Source organism: Hymenobacter metallilatus (assembly GCF_003944705.1).
GTDB lineage: Bacteria > Bacteroidota > Bacteroidia > Cytophagales > Hymenobacteraceae > Hymenobacter > Hymenobacter metallilatus.
This window is the reverse complement of record NZ_RWIS01000010.1, coordinates 111,725-133,689: the sequence shown is the minus strand read 5'-3', so window position 1 is coordinate 133,689 and position 21,965 is coordinate 111,725. Positions and strand designations below refer to the sequence as shown.

The window sequence follows — 21,965 nt, the reverse complement described above, 5'->3', positions numbered from 1 at the left end:
ACCCCTGTTTTCTCATCCTGGTTATGGATAGCAGGTACCACCCCACTACACTCCCACCTTCTCACGTTTCCCACCCATGTCGTTACTTTTCACTGATTTTGCCAGTTGGCAGGCGCATTGCGCTTCTACCGGTGAGCCGCTCTACCAGCCCGTGCTGGCCTACGAAATCGAGCAGAAAGGCCGTTCAGAGGAGGAAATCTGGACGGGCCTGCAGCGGGCTTACGACGTGATGCGCGAGGCCGTGCATACCGGCCTCACCCAGAACATGACGTCCCGCTCGGGCATGGTGAACAACGGGGCCAAAAAAATTGCTGCCTCCCCGGTTACGGTGCTTTCCCCGGAGTTTAAGCAGCTCATTACCCGGGCGCTGGGAGCCAAAGAGGTAAATTCCTGCATGGGCCGGGTAGTAGCCGCGCCTACGGCCGGAGCCTCGGGTATTCTGCCCGGCGTGCTCGTTACCTTGCAGGATCTGCACCAACTCCCGGACCACAAGATTCTGGAGGGTCTGCTGGTGGCGGCCGGGGTGGCCCTCATCATCGAGCAGAACGCCTCCCTGGCTGGGGCAGTAGGCGGCTGCCAGGCCGAAACCGGCTCGGCGGCGGCCATGGGTGCCGGAGCCATTGTATACTGCCTGGGCGGCTCCGTGGAGGAAACTTTTGCCGCCGTAGCCATTACCATTCAGTGCATGTTGGGCCTGGTCTGCGACCCGGTAGCGGGCCTGGTGGAGGTTCCCTGCGTGGTGCGTAACGCCTCCGCCTCGGCCATTGCCTTTAGCTCCGCCCAAATTGCCATTGCCGGCGTCGACCCCGTTATTCCCGTGGATCAGTGCGTGGCAGCTCTGGGTGAGGTGGGTCAGAGCATGGAAACCCGCTACAAGGAAACGGCCCTCGGCGGCCTGGCCAACACGCCCCGGGGCCGCGAAATCGAAAAAATGGTGCTGGTACAGGACGTCCAGATTCTGCCCGACGAAGACCCCGCCGCCTAACCGCCGCAGCGGCCTGCAAAGCGGTTTGAGCTCAATAAAAAAGGGCCTTCCCAACTGGGAAGGCCCTTTTTTATTGGGGTGTAAGCGAGGTTATTCCCGCACAATGCGCCGGATATCCGTGCCGCCCTCTGTACGGGCGCGCAGCATGTATACTCCCGTTGGCAAGGCGCTCAGGTTCAGCTGTATCTCGCGCGGGGCAGTGCTGCCGCCTACCGTTACAGTATGCACCAGCTTGCCTACGGCATCATATACCGTCAGCTCCGTAGTAGTAGCATACCCGGCCAGCTTCACTGTCATCAGCCCTGAGGTAGGGTTAGGGAAAATATCGAGTACCGAGCCGGCCAGGGGCTTCAGCGTGGTCGTGACGATCTGCAGGGCCGAAGGTAGGGAGGCGCAGCCGGCCGCGTTGGTCACAACCACCGAGTAGTTGCCGTACTGAGCCGCCGAATTCACCACGTAATCCTGGCCCGTGGCACCCGGAATCAGGGTGTTGTTCAGGTACCACTGGTTGCCGGTGGCCGCGCTGCTGGTAAGCGTGGTTACCGCCCCATTGTAGCGGATGGTGATGGTAGGCTGAGCCGGGCGGGCATTGATGGTCACGCTGAACATGGCCGAGGTAGCCGCGCAGCCCCCCGAAGCCGCCACCGTATTGGTTACGGTATAGGTGCCAGGCGTGCTGGTGGCCAGGTTGATGACACCCGTGCCGGCATTCAGGACCAGGCCGGTGCTGCTGCTGAACGTGCCCGCCGTAGCCCCTGCACCTAGTACCGGTGCGGCCGAGCCACTGGTTACCTGACAGTAGCTGGCGTTGGCATAGCTGAAGGATGCTACCGGGGCGCTACTAATAGTTACCTGGAAAGTAGCAGTTACAGCAGCACACCCACCGGAAGCGGCCACCGTGTTGGTGACGGTGTAGGTGCCGGGTGTAGAAGTGCTAGGTGTAATGGCCCCCGTGCTGGCATCAAGGGTGAGGCCGGTAGTGCTGCTGAACGTGCCGGCCGTAGCGCCGGTGGTCAGTACGGGAGCAACCGCGCCCGTAGCCGAAACACAGTATGCCGCAGCGGCGTAGCTGAAGCCGGCCGTAGCCGGGGCTGTAATGGTAACAGTTGCCGTGGCCGTAACGGCCGCGCAGCCACCGGAGGCGGCTACTGTGTTGGTTACCGTGTACGTACCGGGCGTAGAGGTGCCGGGGGTAATAGTACCCGTAGTGGCATCAATGGTCAGGCCGGCTGTTGAGCTGAAGGTACCGGCCGTAGCCCCGGAAGCCAGGGTGGCCGCAACCGGGCCCGTCGCCGAGGTGCAGTAGGAAGCATTGGCGTAGCCGAAGCCTGCCGTGGCTGGGGCCGTGATGGTTACCTGGAAAGTAGCAGTTACAGCGGCACACCCACCGGAAGCGGCCACCGTGTTGGTGACGGTGTAGGTGCCGGGCGTAGAGGTGCCGGGCGTGATGGCCCCCGTGCTGGCATCAAGAGTGAGGCCGGTAGTGCTGCTGAACGTGCCGGCCGTAGCGCCGGTGGTCAACGCTGCTGCCACAGTGCCGGGGGCACTGGTGCAGTAGCTGGCCGCCGCGTAGCTGAAGCCGGCCGTAGCCGGGGCTGTAATGGTAACAGTTGCCGTGGCCGTAACGGCCGCGCAGCCACCGGAGGCGGCTACTGTGTTGGTTACCGTGTACGTACCGGGCGTAGAGGTGCCGGGGGTAATAGTACCCGTAGTGGCATCAATGGTCAGGCCGGCTGTTGAGCTGAAGGTACCGGCCGTAGCCCCGGAAGCCAGGGTGGCCGCAACCGGGCCCGTCGCCGAGGTGCAGTAGGAAGCATTGGCGTAGCCGAAGCCTGCCGTGGCTGGGGCTGTTACGTTCACCTGAATGGCCGTACGGCCGCTCAGGCATTCCGAGGCAAAGGTGAGATTGAAGAAGCTGTTGTACGTTGTGTTGGAGTAGGAAGTAGATGTATAAGCAGTGTAGGAGCCTTTCACCGTCAACGCCCCATCTGAGAGAGGATAGGTACCGCTATACGAGCTGTAGCGGCCCAGTGCCCCCGCCAGATTCGACAGCTTATAGTCACCGGGGGCTAAGGCGTAGTTGAGCGGTACCGTTACCCGCGTACCTACCTGCGCCGCCGTTATGGTAACCGTAACGTCGCTGCCGGCTACGGCCGTGGGCGTACCACTGGGTTGGGTACCGGCTATGCTGTAGAGCCGGATGGTGAGCGTGCCGGCCGCCGTCGGGTACACATCCACTGAGGCCAGCGTGCCAGCCTGGGACACGGCAAAGCCCAAGGGATAATCAACGAGCGAGGACTGCACAAACGTACCGTAGGTGGCCGCGTTGCTGGGCAGGCCCGCTACGTTGGTAATCGGGGCAGCAGCTTCCACAAAGTACTGGCGCGAAGCCGTCAGGGCCGGGGTAGTGAAGGAGCCGCCAGTAGCCAGCGGTGCGCCCCCGGTAGCCGCCTCGTAAAACCGGATGGTGTTGCCGGTTGTTGCGGTGGCGGTGAGGGTTGCAGTAGTGCCTTCGCAAATAGTTACCGGCGTGTTAGTGGTCAGTACCTGCGCGTTGGTTACCGTAATGGTTACGGCATTGCTGGTGGCTGTGGTAGCGCACCGTACCTGAGCCCGGAAATACGTAGTCTGCGTGAGCACCGGGGTAGTGAAGGTAGCAGCAGTGGCACCGGCAATATCCGTAAAGGTGGTATTGTCGGTAGATTGCTGCCACTGAATGCTGCCGTTAGCGGCACCCGTAAGGGTAAGGGTGCTGGTACCGCTCTGGCACAGCTGCGAGGCACTGGCCGTGACGGTGCCAGCCACCGGAGCTACCACCGTACGGGTCACGGCGGGCGTCAGCGCATCGTTGCTCGTGTCCTGGTCGCCTTGTACGGTGGCCGTGAGGGCAAACGAATACGTGCCCGTGGCGCTCATATCCAGCGTTGGGGTGAGAGCTACTGCCTGCGTAGCCCCAGCCGCCAGCGTCCCCGAGTTTATGGTGCTGGTCAGGGTTTGCGAGCCACCGGGCGTCGTTACCACGGCCGTTACCGTGGCCGGATTCACGGCAAAATCAATTGTTTGGGTGCCTACGTTGCTTACCGTCACCGAAACGGTTTCGGCCGCCGAGTAGCAGCCCTGCGTGGCCGTAGGTGCAGCCAGGGCGGTAGCCGCCATGTCAAGCGCCTGCGGACTGTTTACCCGTACGTTGTCGATGTGAAAATCATAGTCCGGGGTATCATCCACGGTACCTTCCGAGGCAAAGAAGCCCACAATAACAGGCTGCCCGGCGTAGCTGCCCAGGTTGATGCTGTAGCTGGTCAGGCTGCCGTTGGAAGGCTGGTTGCCGGCATTGAACTGCGCAAAGGCCGGAATCCGGGTGAAGGTCACGCCGCAGTCCGTCGAAATCCGCACTTCCACAAAATCATCCGTGCCCGTCATGCCGACCGGGTCGGCACTGGTGCTGTTGTAATCCGACAAGCCGGCGCTGAACGTCAGCACGGTGGAGGCAGTAGGCAGAAACTTCGGCGATACTACCCAGTCGTTTTTACCGGTGCTGAACAGGTTCACCTTGGCTGTTGTGTTGCCAGCCGGGAAAGTTGCATTGGTCCAGGCCGAGGTGGTGCCGGCCGGAGCAGCCGCGCCCGTGGCCTCGTACCAGCCAGGGTATAGCGTGCTCAGGTTGGCCCCGGTGTAGCCCGTAAACGTGAGCGTCTGGCCCTGGGCGGCGGGGCCAACTACGGTGCGGGTAATCGTAATGCTGTTGTTGCTGGCATCGGCGTCGCCGGGCACGGTGGCCGTAATGGCAAACGAGTAGGTGCCTACGGCCAGCATGTTCAGTGTGCCCAGCGTAACGGTTTGCGCCGTGCCGGGAGCCAGCGTGCCGGTGTTAACCGTGGCGGTAAGCGTTTGAGTAGCGGCGCCACTCACGATTACCGTAATAGTAGCCGGCGTAGCGGCAAAATCCAGGGGCTGGGTTCCGCTGTTGCGGATGCTCACGGCTACGGTTTCCGAAGCGCCGTAGCAGCCCACTGCCAGCGGCGACGCAAGGCCGGCCGCCGATATATCGGTAGCCACGCCGCCCACCACAAAGGTGCCCTCATCAGCCCCAATATCGGGGGTGGAGGCGTTGCGGGTTTCCCCGTCAAAGTCGAGGGTGATGCCGCTGATGGGTTGGGCTTTGCTCTCCGCCAGATTCGGCACGGCGGGGTTGAGGTGCAGGAAGCCGGCATTGGTACCGGTAGTGCTCAGAAAAGTAGGATTCTCCGTTACGGAAGCTGTTTCGCGGCCCCCACCCACGTACGCGGCGTACGCCGTGACGGTAGGTTGGGCGTTGGCCAGGGTGGTGGTGCCTTCTACATAAATAACGCGGCTGGCCGAAGCAGCCCCCGCGTAGTACAGGTTGTTGTTAGAGGTAGCAGCCAGTTTAGCGCCCGGAGCGGCGCTAAAGCGCAGGGCCGCCGTGGCCCCACCCGTAGCACCCGGCACCGATAGGTTGGCCACCAGGTTGTTGCGCAGGTCAACAGTGGGGGTAGTGGAGCCTACATAAATGCCCGACGTGCCAAAGGTGGTAGTCGACGACGACGACGCATTCACGTACACCGTGTTGAAGTACAGATTCATGGTGGTACCCCCGGCCACGTACAGGCCGGTCACGGCGCTGGTGCCCGTAGCGGCCGGTGCCGTCAGGTCACCGATGAGGTTGTTGCTGGCCGTAACGGTAGCCCCCGAGCCGAGGTACAGCCCGTACACAATGCCATCGGCATTGGCCGCCGACAGCCCGTACAACTTATTGCGCGAAATGGCTACCGTAGCCCCCGATGAGCTGCTGATGCCGAACACCGTTCCCGTCACGCCCAGGGCCAGGCCTCCAACCGTATTCTGGCTGATGGTTTTGGTAGTGGTAGAGGTAGGAAAGGTCTGAATGCCGTAAATCGACGACGCTGTGGCCGTGGTAGAGCCCGAAATGCTTAGGTTGGTGAACGTGTTGCCGGTAATAATTTCCGAAGTCGGAGAGCTGAAGTCGTAATAGCCATTGATAATGGCGCTGCTCGAGCCCGCTGCCACAATGCTGTTGTTGCTCACGGTATTACCCGTAGCCGTAACGGCGGCGGTGCCGGCCTGAATGCCGTAAAGAGTGCCGCTGGTAGCCGTGCCGCCGGTTTTGGTGTTGCCGGTCAGCTGGTTATCGGTAATGTTCAGGGAGGTAGGGCTGCCCCCGAACAGCAGGTTCAGGGTGCTGGTGCCGGCCTGGGTATTGCCGGTTACCCGGTTGTTGCTCAGCGTTACCGTAGTACCCGCGCCCGAGTTGTAGAGCAGCTGGCAGGGCGCCGCCGCGCTGGCGCTGCCACCGTGCGCGTTGTTGCTGATGGTATTGCCCGCTATAGTTACGGTAGCGGCCGAAGCCAGATTATATATCCCGTAGAAGGTGGCGGTAGTGGCCGTAGCGTAGGAGCAGTTGGTTACGGTGTTGCCCGTAATGGTTACCGTGTTGGAAGCTGCCGTGGAACCAATGCCATTCTCAATACCCGACATCTGCGAGGTAGTAGCCCCGGAAGCCAGCGTAATGGTATTGTTTACAATATCAATGTTCGACGAGGTACCCGTGTTGCCGTAAATGCCCCGGATGGTGCTGGTTACGGTGGAGGCAGCTACCGGCGTCGAAGCCGTGGCGGAGGTATAGTTTAGGGTACTGTTGATAATGTTCCCCGAAATTTTCAGCCCGTTCTGGTAGTTGCCGCCCGCACCCCAGCCGGAAGCTGTGCCCCCGAAGTTACCAATGGTATTCGGGGCTGTTACCCCAATCTCATTGTTCTGGTCGTAGTTGGCCAGGGCGGTAGTTGAGGCCGCCGCGAAGTTGATGCCGGTCAGCGAGTTGGTAACTACGTTGCCGTACACCTTGTTGCCGGAGTTGGCCCCGGCGGTGCTGGTAGCTGCTACTGCCGTCGTGTTGGCGGTAGTGTACGACAGGCCCGCAATGCCAATGGTGGCCGTGTTGGTTTTGTTAAGCGTCACCACGCAGTTGCGGATGGTGTTGTTCTGGCAGCCATCCGTAGCCGAAGCCCGGTAGAGGGCATACCCGAACTCCATCTGGGTGGTGGCAGTGGTATTGGCGCTGCTTTCTGCAACGTCAATACCATTAAACGTCACGTAGTCGGACCCACTCAGGCGAATAACCGCATCCGTGGTGGCCGGCGAAACTGTGGTGCTGGTGCCCGTACCCGCCGTCAGTAAGGGGTTAGCGCCCGAGCCGCTTTTCTGGAACACAATAGGGCTGGTGCTGGTACCGGTGGCCGTGAGGGTCAGGTTGACTGCCGTTTCGGTGTAGCCGGCCGCAATGTTCAGGGTGAGGCCCCCGGCCGGTACGCCGTTCGTGTTCAGATCGGTAATGGCAGCGGCCAGGGTAGGATAGTCACCGGGCAGCGTTTTTACGGTCTGGGCCCAGGCACCGGAGGCGCTCAGGAGCAGGAGGCAGGCTGCCAGTGTGCGGCGCTGCCAAGCGCGGTTTCGCTCCCAGGCCCTGTGCCCCGAAGAAAAAAGTAAAGGTGTTGGCATGTACTGAAAAAATGAAGTGGAGGTAAACAAGGCACTTACTACCCCGGCCACTGGCCAGGGGCGCTGGAAAAGTACTATTCCGGCTACGCGGTAACGGCCGGTTGCCCAGCAGAGAGAAACGGGAGAAAGAAGATGGCCGCTTTCCGGCAGAAGCCGGTACTAGTTCTCCGGAAGCCGGGATAGGCGCATGGACGAAACCCGGCTTCGGGCCCGAAAACGTGCGGCTACCGCGGACTGTTGAGACATGGGGCCGGATAGAATGGAATGCAATAAAAGGCAGCCATGTACGCCCCAGGCGTACAAGCCAAACCAGGAAATGGAAATATACAGATGTGGCAGAGTGATACCAAAAAAATCCAACGAAATCAATTCAATACCCAGCCCGGTAAGGTGCTTACCCATCCCCGCCCCAGCTTTGGCCCCAGACGTACTGCTTCCATGGTCCGCCCCTTGTTCCGGAGCACGGGTTGGCTGCACCACTTGCCGGGCTTAGGGGTAAAGCCGCTGGCAGGCTGATGCCGGACTATACTGCTCGGGTACCGTACAGGCTACTGGTGTGGCACGGCTAGGTTAGATGGACTTAATTTCCGGAGCCATGGTAAGCCGGGCCAGATACGCAATGGCCCCGGCGTAGCGGCTGCGCAGCTCCATGTACTGCTCCCAGGCAGCCTGTTCCTCCCGAAGCACAATGCCTGCGGTCTGCAGCTGCTGGCAGGCCAACCCAAAATCGTGGCGCTGGGGCTCATCGGGGGCCACGCCGGATGTGTCAGTTACCTCCACGTCGGCCTCATACTGGAAGTAGCGGGCCACGCGGTTAATGGCCACGCACCCCGCCTTGAAACACAGCACCAAGTGCGGGTCGCGGGGTTGGGCCACGGTGCTGCTGATAAGGGCGGCCGCATCCAGAATTACATCGGCGGCCGTTACCCAGGAGCGGCCTGGCTGCGGGGAACGAAAAAATGCCAGAATAGCCAGAGAAGTGTGCGTTTCCTCTATTTCCACAAACCACTCTTCCCAGTCTTTCCACTGGTCACTGTCGTCCTGCAAGGAACCCGTGCGGTTGAGCCAGAGCAGGAGCTCCACGGCCGAGGCCTTGGCCCCAGCCCGCAGTTCCAGCCGCGCCACCGTCAGCTCCCGCCGCGAAAAGGCCTGGTACATCGTGGGCAGGTAGGAGATAAGCAGGGTAAGCAGCAGTAGCCCCAGCGTGGCCTCGGCGTACGACATGATACTGGCCACCAGCCCTTCGGTGGGCTCATCGGCGCCAATGGTGAGCAGGGAGCTGGCACTGATGCGGTAGCAGCGGACAAGGTCGCCCTCATCCAGTGCCCAGAAAATGGCCGTAAACCCCACGCTAACCACCGTAAGCCACACAATCGGGAGAGTTACCAGGCCCACCGGTGCGTACAGAGCCATTACTTTATCGCGCTGACTGTAAGTACGCCCCAGAGAGGCCATTGCCTCAAATGCCCACCGTACCGCCCGAAATACCCAGGTATTCAAACGGGCCGATTCGTTACGGGGCAGTACAAACGATTGAATAGCCGCCAGCACGGTGGTGGCAACCAGAAAAGCACCAGCCCCGAAGGCCAGCACCCGAAACACGAGCTCAGGCATACACAGAAACACGGGCGGCCGCGGTGCCGCCTGCTTTGTACTGCCAGGCAGCGGCTAGGGTTGAGTTGCGGCCGAGTAGCGCAGCCGCTGCCGCCGGTCGGCTACCACGGCGGCGTAGCGGAGTTTCAGCTCCTCAGGCAAAAATGACCGGTCAATCAGGCGCTGAATCTTGTCTTCGTGCCCCACACTATCGGCCAGCAGCTTCCGCACTCTGGAAAGTGGGAGCCCCAACCGCCGGCCCAACTCCAGAGAGTCGTCATAAGCCAGAAAAGCATTGGCCGTGAAGCTGGGCGTTTCGTAATCGTCGGCGAACAGATCGAGCGCCAGCCCATTATCGTCATTCACGTGCAAGGCAGTGTTGAGTAAGTCGTATGCCGGTGTGAGCTGGTAGTAGCCGGAGGGCAGCCGGTAGTAGGAAAAGTTTTTGAGGTGGGCATCCCCGTTCGACACCAGATAATTGAACAGCATCAGTCGGAAAAACTCATCATTAAGGGAAAGGTATATTATACTATACCATAACCCTTTACACCTGTGTCAGTAGCTACTTCCGCTCCTTCCACAGCTGCCGGAAGGTTTTGGGGGCTACCTGCACAGCGTCGCGGCGCTTACTCCAGCCTACTTCGCCCAGCAGGCGGCTGAGCACCCAGTTTTTGCCGGCGGCCGGGGCCAGGTCCCATACCCAACGGTGCTTCATGCCATACAGCCACAGCGTCACGGCCCGGCGCTCCTCTTTCTCGGTGAGGCCTTCCTGCACGCTCTGCTGGCGGTTTTTGAGCAGGATGTTGTGAATAGGAATGCGCACCGGGCACACCGAGGTGCAAGCCCCGCAGAGGCTGCTGGCGTAGCTTAAGTGTTTGTTTTCGGCCAAACCCGATAGGTGAGGCGTAATAACCGAGCCGATGGGGCCGGAGTAGGTAGCCTCGTAGGTATGGCCGCCGATGTTCTTGTACACCGGGCAAACGTTCAGGCAGGCTCCGCAACGGATGCAGTTCAGGGCCTCGCGCTTGTCGGGCTGGGCCAGCAGGTTGGTACGGCCGTTATCCAGCAGAATCACCACCATTTCCTCGGGGCCGTCCTTTTCCAGGGGCTGGCGCGGGCCGGTGTAAATGGTGTTGTACACCGTGACCTGCTGGCCGGTGCCGCTGGTGCTGAGCAAAGGCCAGAACAAATCCAGGTCCTGGAGGCGCGGAATCACCTTCTCGATGCCTACAATGGCAATGTGGGTTTTGGGAAACGTGGCCGAGAGGCGGGCGTTGCCCTCGTTTTCGGTTACGCACACTGCGCCCGTATCGGCAATGAGGAAGTTGCCGCCCGTCACGCCCACCTCGGCCGAGGTGTATTTGTTGCGTAGCAGCTGGCGGGCCGTGAGCACCAGTTTCTGGGCGTCGTCGGTGTACTCGATGCCGAGGTGCTTCACGAAGATATCGGCAATATCCAGCTTGCTCAAGTGCATGGCCGGCGTCACGATGTGGTAGGGCCGCTCCCCGTTCAGCTGCACAATGAACTCGCCCAAATCCGTTTCCACCGACTCAATACCGCGCTTTTCGAGGTACTTGTTCAGATGAATTTCCTCGGTGGTCATGCTTTTGGCCTTCACCACGGTACGGGCCTGGCGGCGCTCCATAATCTTGCCCACCTCAAACAGGGCTTCCTCCGCGTTCTGGGCCCAGATAACCTTGCCACCGCGGGCCGTAAAATTCTGCTCGAACTGCAGCAGGTACTCATCGAGCCGGTTTATCACCTGGGTTTTCAGGTAGGAGGCCCGGTCGCGGGCCAGCTCGTGGTCCTGGTAGAAGCCCAGGCCCGTCTGCACGGCCGCATTATACTTGCCAATGTTGAACCGGATTTTACGCCGGTGCTCCAGATCAAAGGCCTTGCGGTCGGAATCGACCAGAAACTGGGCCGATTTCTTGGGGGCGGGCGTGAGGGTCGTCGGGTTCATGGCAGCACGGAATACAACGGGTTCTTAGCAAAGATAAAAACCCGCCGGACCTTGAGAGGTTCGGCGGGTTTTCAGTGATAAAAGGATTCACTGTCATCATGAGCGCAGCGAAGGACCTTATCATGCTAGAACAATTCATTCAAGCAACGCTCGTGCTGACGTGATGAGGTCCTTCGCAAGCTCAGGATGACAGCTGTTGTTGCACCTGCCTTACTTCTTGTTCGAGTCTACCACGATGCGTTTGTCGCGGTTGGCCAGGTCCCAGGCGGTGTAAAACACCAGGCGGGCGCGTTTTTCCATCTTCGGAAACTCGATTTTCTCTACTTCATCTCCCGGGCCGTGGTAGTCGTCGTGCACGCCGTTGAAGAAGAAAGCCACCGGAATGCCGTGCTTGGCGAAGTTGTAGTGGTCGGAGCGGTAGTAGAAGCGGTTCGGGTCCTCGGGGTCGTTGAAGCGGAAGTCCAGATCCATCTTGGTGTACTTCTGATTCTGGGCCTGCAGAATGGTGTGCAGCTCCGAGCTAAGCTTGTCCGAACCGATGACGTACACGTAGTCGTCCTTGCCCTCGTGGTCCTTATCGGTGCGGCCCACCATGTCGGTGTTCAGGTCCACCATCGTCTTCTCCAGCGGGAAAATAGGATGGTCGGTGTAGTACTCGGAGCCCAGCAGGCCCTTTTCCTCGCCCGTCACGGTCAGGAACAGGATGCTGCGGCGGGGGCCGTGGCCCTCGGCCTTGGCCTTAACAAACGCCTGAGCCATTTCCAGCACCGTTACCGTGCCCGAGCCATCGTCGTCGGCCCCGTTGTGCACCTCGCCGCCAATAACGCCAATATGGTCGTAGTGGGCCGACAGCACCATCACCTCATCCTTCAGGTCGGTACCTTCCAGGTAGCCCAACACGTTTTCGGTGGTGAAGTCCTCGGTTTTCTTGGGCGCTTTCACCAGCACTTTAGTCGGCTTAAAGGGGCTGACCGTAGGCTTGGCGGCTTTGCTCACGGCAGCCGCGTACTTGGTAACGGCCGGGGCCGTGGTGCCCAGCAGCTTGTAGCCCACGGCCGGGCTCACGAAGTAAGCCGTGGGCCGTGTGGTTTGGGAGGCTTCCTTGAAGGCAATGCTGGGCCGGCTGATGTAGGGCGTCATGCGGGCGGCCAGCTTCTCGAAGTTGCTGTTGGGGTTGAAATCCACAAAAAACACCGAGCGGGCCCCTTTCTGGGCGGCCAGCGTAAGCTTGGCCCGAAAATCCTGGCCCCATTTGCTGTTCTGCCCGTCTTTGCCCAGTAAGGCCGCCCCTTTGTCGTTCTGGGGCTCACCCAGCAGAATCAGCAGGTCCTTGCCCTTCACGTCGCCCAGGGCGGCGTAGTCGGAGTAGCCATCCTGCTCAATGCCGTAGCCGGCAAATACGGGCTGTACGCTGGTTTCCTGAGCAAAGCCGTTGCCGCCCAGAGCGTAAAAATCCGTCAGCCACTTGTAGCTGTCCTTCCCGATTTTCAGCGTGGCACCATCGGCCCAGGTGCTGCGCACCATGGTGAAGTGCTGGAGGTAGGGGTTATCGGAGCCCTGCACCGGGCCCTGCAGGCCCAACTCGGCAAACTGCTTGGCAATGTACTCGGCGGCCATTTTCTGGCCCTTTTCACCCGTCTCGCGGCCTTCGTAGGCGTCAGAAGCCAGGATAGAGAGATGCTGACGCAAATCGGCCTGGGTAATGGTTTCGGCGTAGCTGAGGGGCAGGTCGGCGGTGGCGGGGGCCGGAGTAGCCGTTTCCAGCACCGGCGTGGCTGTTACCTCGGTTTTGGCTTTGCGCTTGGTTTTTACCTTGACTTTCTCGGGAGCTTGCTGCGCTACCGCCGAGGTGGCCACGCCGGCCGCCAGCAGCCAGGTGAGCAGGGAAGTTGTATTCATACAGTGTAAGGTGGTTAGGGGTGGAGTAGGGTAAAGACAAGGCAGCGGCAAAAAGCTGCATGGAGCGTGGTAGTGCGCAGCGGAACTGCGCGCTACTTGGTAATCAGCACCGAAGCATACGCGGCTACTCCTTCGCGACGCCCTACGAAGCCCAGCTTCTCGGTGGTGGTGGCTTTAATACTAATATCATCAGTGTCAAGGCCCATCACCTCGGCCAGCACGCGCTGCATTGCCGGAATGTGGGGGTTTACCTTGGGCGCTTCCAGGCAGATGGTGGAGTCGATGTTGCTGATGGCGTAACCCCGCTCCCGCAGCAGGCGCACCACCTCAGCCAGCAGCCGTTTGCTGTCGATGCCTTTGTACTGCGGGTCGGTATCGGGAAAATGGAAGCCGATGTCGCGGAGGTTGGCCGCGCCCAGCAGCGCGTCGCAGATAACGTGAATGAGCACGTCGGCATCGGAGTGGCCGAGGGCACCGTGGGTGTGGGGCACCTGAATACCGCCGAGCCAGAAGGGCAAGCCCTCCTGTAGTTGATGAACATCGTAGCCGAAGCCAGTCCGGATTTTCATAGGGTTCAGAAGGAAAGAAAACGGAATCGGGTGGCAAGGTACGGCACGCACGCCGTTGCCAGCCGGGAAAAAAATAAGGCCGGGGGTAAAGTAAAACCGTCCGATGCGCGTCGATAGAAAAGAAGCAGCATGTCGGTGTGAAAAAGGATAGCAAAAAATTAATGGAAACCGAGGAATCATTAAAAGTTTCCATTGTATCTTTGCTGCCGTAGTTATGGAAGTAAAGGACCGAATTCTGCAAGCCGCTGAGGTGCTGTTTATGCGCAACGGCATCCGTAGCATCTCCATGGATGACATTGCCACGCACCTGGCTATTTCGAAGAAGACCCTCTACAAGTGGTTCGAAAACAAAGACCAGATTGTATTAGGCGTCATGACCCAGCACCTGGCCATGGCGCAAAGTCAGTGTTCCAAGCTGGCCAGTCACGCAGGTAATGCCGTGGAGGAGATGCTGAACGTTTCGCAGTGGGCTGATCAGCAGTTTGGTGATATCCACCCGAGCATATTCCACGACCTGCGCAAGTACTATCCAACAACCTGGGCCTTGTTCGAGGCGCACAGAAACACGTTTATCCTCAACCAGATAACGCGGAACCTGCGCCGGGGCATTGCGGAGGGGCTGTTTCGCGCCGACCTGGATGTGGAAGTACTGGCCCGCCTGAACCTGGCACAGATTGAAATGGCTTTCGATCCGCAGTTATACCCGGCCGGGCAGTTTACCCCAATGCGTGTAAGTCGCGTGTTCGACGAGCATTTCCTGCTGGGTGTTGCCACGCTGAAAGGCCACAAACTAATAAACGAGTACCGTCATGTGACGGAAGAAGAATAAGCTTCATCACCTGCTTTCCTTGATATGAAAAACAACCTCCGCGTTATGTTGCTGGCTGCCGGGCCGGGCCTGCTGGCCCCTGCTGGCGCCGCCCTGGCGCAGACGGCCCCGGCCCAGCAGCCGGCGTTGGCCACCTCCGCTGCCGTTGGGCTCATGCCCTTAAGCCTGCAGCAGGCTATCGACTATGCCGTGAAAAACAAGGCGTCGTTGCTGAGTACGCGCCTGAATGAGCAGACCGCCCGGGCCAAAGTAGGCGAGATTAAAGCCGCTGGCTTACCGCAGGTGAACGTGGCGGCCAACGTAGCCGACAACTTCAAGCTGCAAAAGTCGCTGGTGGATTTCGGCGCCCTGGGTGGGGGCAGCTCAGCCACTACGCTTACCCAGGCCGACATTGCCGCGGCTCAAAGCGGCCGCACGGTAAATCTGGGCACGGTAACGCTGCCTTCGGAGCCAGTGCCGCCCCAGGCGTTTGCCTTTGGGCTGCAATGGGCCGGCAACACCAGCGCCTCGGTGTCGCAACTGTTGTTCGATGGTTCCTACCTCATTGGCCTGAAAGCGGCCAAGGTATACGAGGAGTTGGCCAAGAAACAAACCCAGCAGGCCGAAATTGACGTGGTGGAGCAAGTGAGCAAGGCCTATTACAGCACGCTCGTAGCTCGCGCCCGCTTGGCGCTGCTGGCCCGTAATGTGCAGCGCCTCGATACGGTCCTGTATCAAACCAACGAAACATTTAAGGCAGGCTTTGCCGAGAAGCTGGATGTGCAGCGCCTGCAGGTGCAGCGCAACAACCTGCTGGTGGAGCAACAAAAAGCCCAGCGCCTGACGGAGCTAAGTGTGGCGCTGCTCAAGTTTCAGATGGGCCTGCCCCAGAGTCAGACTGTGCAGCTCACCGATTCGTTGGGGGCGGCCGTGGTAGACGCCGGCGCTCTGCGCCAGCGCCTGGGTGTGGCTAGCGCCACCACCGGCGGAGGCGTAAGCGGGCTGGGCGGTGTGCCCACCGGTATGGTCCCCATCAGTACCAGCACCGACGCCCAGCGCCAGCAGGACCAGCAAACGGCCCTTAGCGGGGCCCGTACCGGGCAGCTGGCTGCCGCCTTCAACTATAATAACCGTATTGAGTTCAGTACGCTGGAAACCCAGCAGGCCCTGGCTGGCCTGGACCTGGCCAACCGTCGGGCCGGAGCTTACCCCCGCCTGCTGGCTACGGCGGCCTACGGTTTCTCGGGTTCGGCCAAAAATCCCGGCGACCTGTTTGCCTTCCGCGGACCCGACTCCCGGGCCGCCAACGGTTTCCCTAATCAGAACTGGTTCGGCTTCGGCAACGTGGGCCTGAGTCTGCAGATTCCGGTGTTTGACGGGTTCCGCCGCAAATACCAGGTACAACAGGCCCGCATTGCCCAGCAGAGCATCGAGAAAGGGTTTGAAACGCTGCGCCAAAGCATCGATTTGCAGGACGCTCAGAGCCGTACTACCCTTATCAATGCCCTGGACGTGCTGGATAATCAGAAGGCTAACCTCGATTTGGCCGCCGATGTAGCCCGCGTCTCGCGCATCAAGTTTCAGGAAGGTGTGGGCTCCAACCTGGAGGTAGTAACGGCCGAAACCAGCCTGCGCGAAGCCCAGACCAACTACTACGCCGCCATTTACGACGTGCTGGTAGCTAAAGTGGACCGTGACAAAGCTACCGGCGAGCTATACACGCAAGCCAAAAAATAAGAAGCTAGAAGTCAGAAGCTAGGAGCTAGAAGCTTCTGACCCAGCTCTTCATCAAGATGTTCTAGCTCCTACTTCCTTCTTCAAATGAAATACGCTACTTCTGCTTTTATACTGACGCTGGGCCTGTTAAGCGCCTGTGGTGGTTCCAAAGACCCCCAGGCCGAACTGGCTGCGCTGAAAAAAGAACAGGCTGCCAACCAGGCCAAAATTGCCGAGCTGGAAGCTAAAACCGGGGCCAAAGCCGAAGGCGCCGCCGCCCAAACCACGCCCGTGTCGGTAATTAAAGTAGCCCCCGAGAGCTTTAAGAGCTACCTGGAGCTACAGGGTCGCGTTGATTTCGACCAGAACGCCAACGTGGCCGCCCGCGCCGCCGGCACGCTCACCAGCCTGCGTGTGCAGCGCGGCGACCGGGTAAGCCGCGGTCAGACCCTGGCCACCGTGGATGCCAGCATCCTCGATGCCAGCATTGCCGAGCTGCGCACCCGCATGGATCTGGCCCGGGTGGTATACGAGAAGCAGGACCGCCTCTGGAAGCAGCAGATTGGCACCGAAATTCAGTACCTGCAAGCCAAAAACAACTACCAGGCCCTGCAGCGCAACCTCAGCACCCTCAATCAGCAGCGCGCCCTTTACACCGTGGTAGCCCCGTTCTCGGGTACCGTGGATGAGGTGCTGCCCAAGTTGGGCGAAACCGTAGCGCCCGGGGCTCCCGTGGTAAAGCTTATCAGCAACAGTGGCGCAGGCAAAATCCTGGCCGACGTATCGGAGGCCTATGCCTCCCGCATCAAAGCCGGCGACAAAGCCCTGGTTACTATTCCCGACCTGGGCGGGGAGGAGCTGCCCGCCACCGTGCGCGTGGTATCCAGCACTATCAACCCCACCAGCCGCACCTTCACCACTGAGCTGCGCCTGAGTGGCAGCAAGGCCGGCCAGCTGCGCCCCAATATGGTAGCCAACGTGCGCATCCAGAACTACGCCCGCCAAAGCGCCACCGTATTGCCCGTAGATTTGGTGCAGAAGGATGAGCAGAACAGCTACGTGCTGGTAGTGAGCAACAAAGGCGGCAAAAAAGTGGCCGCCAAGCGCGTTATCCAAACCGGCCAGACCTACAACGGCAAAGTGGAAGTAACCAGTGGCCTGCAATCCGGCGACCAGGTGATTTCCGCTGGCTACCAGACCCTGAACGAAGGCCAGGCAGTGACCCTGTAGGGAACTGCCTGATGTAGAGACGCGACACTTCGCGTCTCCGCGTTGAACGGCCCTAGTGGTCGTTCTAGCAATGAGACGCGAAGTGTCGCGTCTCTACATCTGCTCAAAGCTCAAGAAAGCCATGCAAGATCTAGAAAAAGAATTTGGACCCACCAGTTGGTCCATCAATAACAAAACCAGCATCTACATCATCACGGTGCTGCTGTGCGTGGCGGGAATTTTTGCCTACATCAAGCTGGGCAAGGAGAAATTCCCGGATATCGTTATTCCGCGCATCATCGTGGCCACCATCTACCCCGGTACCTCGCCGGCGGATATTGAAAACCTGGTGACGCGCCAGCTCGAAAAAGAGCTGAAAAGCATCAATGGGGTGAAGAAAATCAACTCCACCTCCAACCAGGACTACTGCATCGTCGACATCGAGTTCAACTCGGGCGTGGACGTGCAGTACGCCAAACAGCTGGTGAAGGACGCCGTGGACAAGGCCGCGCCCGAGCTGCCCAATGATTTGCCTTCCCCGCCCACGGTCAAGGAAATCAACATTTCCGAGCAGCCCATCATGTTCGTGAACCTGAGTGGTAACCTGCCCGCCGCCCAGCTGAAAAAGTACGCCGACGACTTCCAGGATAAGATTGAGGCCCTGCCCGAAATCACCCGCGTGGACATTGTGGGGGCCCTCGACCAGCAGGTGAACGTGGATGTGGATCTGAACAAGCTGCGGGCGTCGCGTCTGGGCTTCTCTGATATCAGCAACGCCATTGCCCGCGAAAACGTGACTATTTCGGGTGGCTCCGTGGACGTGGGCTCCCAGAAGCGGGCCGTGCGCGTGGCCGGCCAGTACGTGCGCGCCGAAGACATTGCCGACATTCAGGTAAAGAACCTCAACGGCGCGGCCGTGCGCCTCGGGGATATTGCCACCGTCACGGATGGCTTCAAGGACCGGGAATCCTACGCCCGCCTCGACGGCAAGCCCGCCATTACCCTGAACGTGGTGAAGCGCCAGGGCGAAAACCTGATTGACGCTTCCGACAAAATCAAGGCCCTGGTGAAAGAGGCCGAACTGACGCTGCCCAAGGAGCTGAAAGTCACCATTACCGGCGACACCTCCAACGACACCCGCGTTACGCTCCATGACCTGATCAACACCATCGTCATCGGCTTCCTGCTCGTGACGGCCATTCTGCTGTTCTTCATGGGCACCACCAACGCCATGTTCGTGGGCCTGTCCGTGCCGATTTCCATGTTCCTGGCCTTCCTCATTATCCCGGGCTTCGACTTCTCGCTGAACATGATTGTGCTCTTCGCCTTCCTGCTGGCGCTGGGTATTGTGGTGGACGACGCCATTGTAGTTATCGAAAACACCCACCGCCTCCTGCACGAGCACCCCGAGCTAAGCACCGAAAAAGCCGCCAAGTTTGCCGCCGGCGAGGTGTTCGTGCCGGTATTGGCTGGTACGCTCACTACGGTGGCACCCTTCGTGCCGCTTATGTTCTGGCCCGGCATTGTGGGCTCGTTCATGTACTACCTGCCCGTTACGCTCATCATCACCCTGATGTCGTCGCTGGTGGTGGCCTTCATTATGAACCCGGTGTTTGCCGTGAGCTTCATGGAGCGGGAGGAGCACTTTGAGGAAGATCTGCACAGCAAGCCCAAAATGAGCCGGGGCCTGGCCATTGCCGTGGGCGTACTGGTGGCGCTGGGCATTCTGTTCAACGTGCTGGCCCTGGGCGCTACACCTGAAGTAGACCCCGATGGCAAAACCAGCGGTTTGCTGGGCCACTTTATCGGCAACATCTGCCTGGCCCTGGCCGGCTTCATCCTGCTCGATAAGTTTGTGCTGGTGAAGATGATTGCCTGGTTCCAGACCCGCGCTTTGCCTAAGTTCCAGAACGGTTACGCCAACCTGGTGCGCTGGGCCATTGGCCACCCGGTGCTGGTAATGATTGGGGTGGTGGTGCTGTTCTTCGGCTCGTTCGTGGCCGTGGGCGTGCGTGGCCCCAAGGTGGACTTCTTCCCCAAAGGCGACCCGAAATTCATCTATACCTACCTGAAAATGCCGGTAGGTACCCGCGTAGAGCTAACGGACTCCATCACCAAAGTGCTGGAAAACCGCATCTACGGCGTCATCGGCCGCAACAACCCCGACGTGGAGTCGGTGATTACCAACGTGGCCATTGGAGCCGGCGACCCGGGCGACGCTTCCTCGTCGAGCGGTACGGCTCTGTCGAATATGGGTAAGGTGGCCGTGGCCTTCAAGGAGCTCAGCGACCGGACCGGACCCGCCACCGGCACCTACATGGATAAAATCCGGGAGGTGGTAAAAGGCATTCCCGGCGCCGAAATTTCGGTAGACCAGGAAGCCAGCGGCCCGCCCCAGCAGAAGCCCATTGCCATTGAGGTGATTGGCGACGACTACCCTACGCTGGCTAAGCTCAGCAAGAAAGTAACCCGCTACGTGGACTCGCTCAACATCGGCGGCATTGAGGCCCTGCGCTCCAACCTGGAGGACCGCAACCCCGAAATTGCCGTGAACATTGACCGCACCCGGGCCAACCGGGAAGGCATCAGCACCGGCCAGATTGGTCTGGAAGTGCGCACGGCCATCTACGGCTCGGAGGCCAGCAAATTCAAAACTTCCGATGATGAGTACCCCGTGCAGGTGCGCTACGCCAAGCCCTACCGCAACGACGTGGACGCCATCATCAACTCCCCGCTCACGTTCCGCGACGCCACCGGAGCCGTGCGGCAGGTGCCCATTTCGTCCATTGCCCAGGTAACCTACGGTAGCACTTACGGCGGTATCCGACGCAAAGACACCAAGCGCGTGATTACCATCAGCTCCAACGTGCTCAATGGCTACACCGGCCCCGATGTGGTAGCCAACATCCGCACGGCTCTGCAATCCTTCCCCACGCCGGCCGGTTACACCATTAAGATGGGCGGCGCCGAGGAAGACCAGAAGGAAACCACCGACTTCCTGCCGCTGGCTGGCATTGGGGCGTTGGGTCTGATCTTCCTCATCTTGGTCACGCAGTTCAACTCGTTCAGCAAGCCAATTATCATCCTCTCGGAAGTGCTGTTCTCTATTGCGGGTGTGTTCTGGGGGCTGGCCATCACAGGTCAGAACGTGAGCATCGTTATGACGGGCGTGGGCATTATTGCCCTAGCCGGTATCGTGGTGAAAAACGGGATTCTGCTGGTCGAATTCACTGACATTCTGCGCAGCCAGGGTATGCCCCTGCGCGAAGCCATTGTATTGGCCGGCCGCACTCGCCTCAACCCGGTTATCCTGACGGCCACGGCTGCCACCCTGGGCCTGATTCCGCTGGCCATAGGTCTGAACATCGACTTCTACGAGCTGTTCGCCTCCGGCAACCCGCACTTCTTTATCGGTGGTGAATCAGTGGTGTTCTGGGGGCCACTGGCCTGGACTATCATCTTCGGGCTGGTATTTGCTACCGGCATTACGCTGGTGGTAGTACCCGTAATGTACCTGCTGAGTGAAAGCCTGAAGCTACGCCTCAAAAAGACCCCCGAGCCCGTAGCCGACGCCGAAGAAGTGGAAGCGGCCCGCCCGCCGGTGCTCACCCACTAGGCGGCCCGTTCAACAGCCGGGTTAGTACCAGGTGGTGACCCGGCTGTTTTTTTTCTTGCCTGCTTGCAACCATTGCCAGCCCGCACATACTCCTCCGCCCGAATGGGCGGGCTATTGCTGGAGCCAGCCCAATTGCTTGCTTTTTCTCTCGTACCTGTCGTTCCTCACATGGTTATCTCAACGACTACCGCCCCCAAAACCATTCAGCAGCAAGTGCTGCGCATCATTAGCAAGCGCAAAGCCATCAAGGCCCGCCGCCTGCGCATCGGTACCGACCTGAGCCGCGAATTTGGCTTCGATACCGTAGATGTGGTTGACATTATTCTGGAGCTGGAGCGCAGCTTCCACATCACCATTCCCGACGAAGTTCCCCTGGCTACTGTGGGCGACTTTGTGAAGTATGTGGTGTCGCACACGCCGACTCAGCAGCAAGCGGCGTAACTCCGCTTTGCGGGTTTTTAGCGCCTTTTTCGCCTCTTATGTAATACACCAACAAGCCCCGTAGGGGCGGCGCACCACTGGTGCGGCCGCTCCCACGGGGCTTGTTTTTACTGGCTTAGCTAAAAATCAGCGCACGTTGCCGCCCGCATCACCGCCGCTGGGGCGGCTGTCGGTGGTGGCATTGGGCTCCCGGCTGCTGTCGGTAGTGGTGCTGGCTACATCGTGGTGCAAAGCGGCGGCGGGCTGGGCCGGGCTGGCAGCTGCATGGCCGGAAGCCGAGCGGGCCGCAGAAGCCTGGGGCTCATCTTCCACCACCGTAGCGTCCTCTACTACGCTGGGACGGGTTTTCTCCCATTCCAGAAACTTATCCATTTCTTCCTTGATGGTGGTGCTGAACCATGCCACCAGGGCCACGTCATCGAGCAGGCCCAGCACCGGAATAAAGTCCGGAATCAGGTCGATGGGGCTGAGGAAATAGATAGTAACGGCTACGGCCGCAATTACGGTGGAGGTAGGTAGGCCTGTGTACTCCCCCGAAACGGAGGTCCGGATCAGGCGCAGCATCGTTTGCAGCGTTTCCCAGGCCTCGTGGGCAATGGAGCCTACATCCTTTTTTTCGCTGGCTTTCTGGT

Annotated in this window: 12 protein-coding genes and 1 pseudogene; 6 read left to right on the top strand and 7 right to left on the bottom strand. The window is 59.9% G+C overall.

All coding sequences use genetic code 11. The annotated features are described in order from the left end of the window. The first annotated feature begins 76 nt into the window (after nt 1–76). Nucleotides 77–985: an L-serine ammonia-lyase, iron-sulfur-dependent, subunit alpha gene (gene sdaAA, locus EI290_RS15210; RefSeq protein WP_125432131.1), complete on the top strand. Its 909-nt coding sequence runs from the start codon at nt 77–79 to the stop codon at nt 983–985. 90 nt (nt 986–1,075) lie between these two features. On the opposite strand, the gene EI290_RS15205 is transcribed toward sdaAA, so the two are convergent. The 6 genes from EI290_RS15205 to ispF all read right to left on the bottom strand — a co-directional run bounded on the left by EI290_RS15205 (nt 1,076) and on the right by ispF (nt 13,543). After that, nucleotides 1,076–7,519 carry an Ig-like domain-containing protein gene (locus EI290_RS15205; protein WP_125432129.1) on the bottom strand — a complete coding sequence of 2,148 codons (6,444 nt, stop codon included), beginning with the start codon at nt 7,517–7,519 and terminating at the stop codon, nt 1,076–1,078. Nucleotides 7,520–8,089: 570 nt separating this feature from the next. Then, nucleotides 8,090–9,133 (bottom strand): hypothetical protein, encoded by a 1,044-nt coding sequence (locus EI290_RS15200; protein ID WP_125432127.1) that lies wholly within the window; start codon nt 9,131–9,133, stop codon nt 8,090–8,092. A 54-nt stretch (nt 9,134–9,187) separates the two neighbouring features. Beyond that, complete coding sequence (locus tag EI290_RS15195) at nt 9,188–9,637, bottom strand: HipA domain-containing protein (RefSeq protein WP_262706460.1); 450 nt, start codon at nt 9,635–9,637, stop codon at nt 9,188–9,190. A 37-nt stretch (nt 9,638–9,674) separates the two neighbouring features. Further along, nucleotides 9,675–11,075 (bottom strand): LutB/LldF family L-lactate oxidation iron-sulfur protein, encoded by a 1,401-nt coding sequence (locus EI290_RS15190; protein WP_125432123.1) that lies wholly within the window; start codon nt 11,073–11,075, stop codon nt 9,675–9,677. A 210-nt stretch (nt 11,076–11,285) separates the two neighbouring features. Further along, nucleotides 11,286–12,974 (bottom strand): M28 family peptidase, encoded by a 1,689-nt coding sequence (locus EI290_RS15185; protein ID WP_125432121.1) that lies wholly within the window; start codon nt 12,972–12,974, stop codon nt 11,286–11,288. Between the two features lie 92 nt (nt 12,975–13,066). Continuing rightward, nucleotides 13,067–13,543 (bottom strand): 2-C-methyl-D-erythritol 2,4-cyclodiphosphate synthase, encoded by a 477-nt coding sequence (gene ispF, locus EI290_RS15180; RefSeq protein WP_125432119.1) that lies wholly within the window; start codon nt 13,541–13,543, stop codon nt 13,067–13,069. 214 nt (nt 13,544–13,757) lie between these two features. Between ispF and EI290_RS15175 the strand changes: the two genes are divergently transcribed. From EI290_RS15175 to EI290_RS15155, 5 genes are all read left to right on the top strand, one after another. After that, a complete protein-coding gene (locus tag EI290_RS15175; protein WP_125432117.1) occupies nt 13,758–14,372 on the top strand; it encodes a TetR/AcrR family transcriptional regulator in 615 nt (204 codons plus the stop codon). 24 nt (nt 14,373–14,396) lie between these two features. Further along, the gene (locus EI290_RS15170) at nt 14,397–16,088 is read left to right on the top strand and encodes a TolC family protein (RefSeq protein WP_125432115.1); all 1,692 of its coding nucleotides are present in this window, start codon (nt 14,397–14,399) and stop codon (nt 16,086–16,088) included. A gap of 84 nt (nt 16,089–16,172) precedes the next feature. Beyond that, a complete protein-coding gene (locus EI290_RS15165; RefSeq protein WP_125432113.1) occupies nt 16,173–17,297 on the top strand; it encodes an efflux RND transporter periplasmic adaptor subunit in 1,125 nt (374 codons plus the stop codon). Between the two features lie 121 nt (nt 17,298–17,418). Next, the gene (locus EI290_RS15160; RefSeq protein ID WP_125432111.1) at nt 17,419–20,892 is read left to right on the top strand and encodes an efflux RND transporter permease subunit; all 3,474 of its coding nucleotides are present in this window, start codon (nt 17,419–17,421) and stop codon (nt 20,890–20,892) included. A gap of 168 nt (nt 20,893–21,060) precedes the next feature. Beyond that, nucleotides 21,061–21,333, top strand: a complete 273-nt coding sequence (locus EI290_RS15155; protein WP_125432109.1) for an acyl carrier protein — start codon at nt 21,061–21,063, stop codon at nt 21,331–21,333. Nucleotides 21,334–21,735: 402 nt separating this feature from the next. Here the strand turns inward: EI290_RS15155 and EI290_RS23095 are convergent. After that, a pseudogene (locus tag EI290_RS23095) lies at nt 21,736–21,897 on the bottom strand (YkvA family protein); the annotation flags it as partial. Nucleotides 21,898–21,965 lie beyond the last annotated feature (68 nt).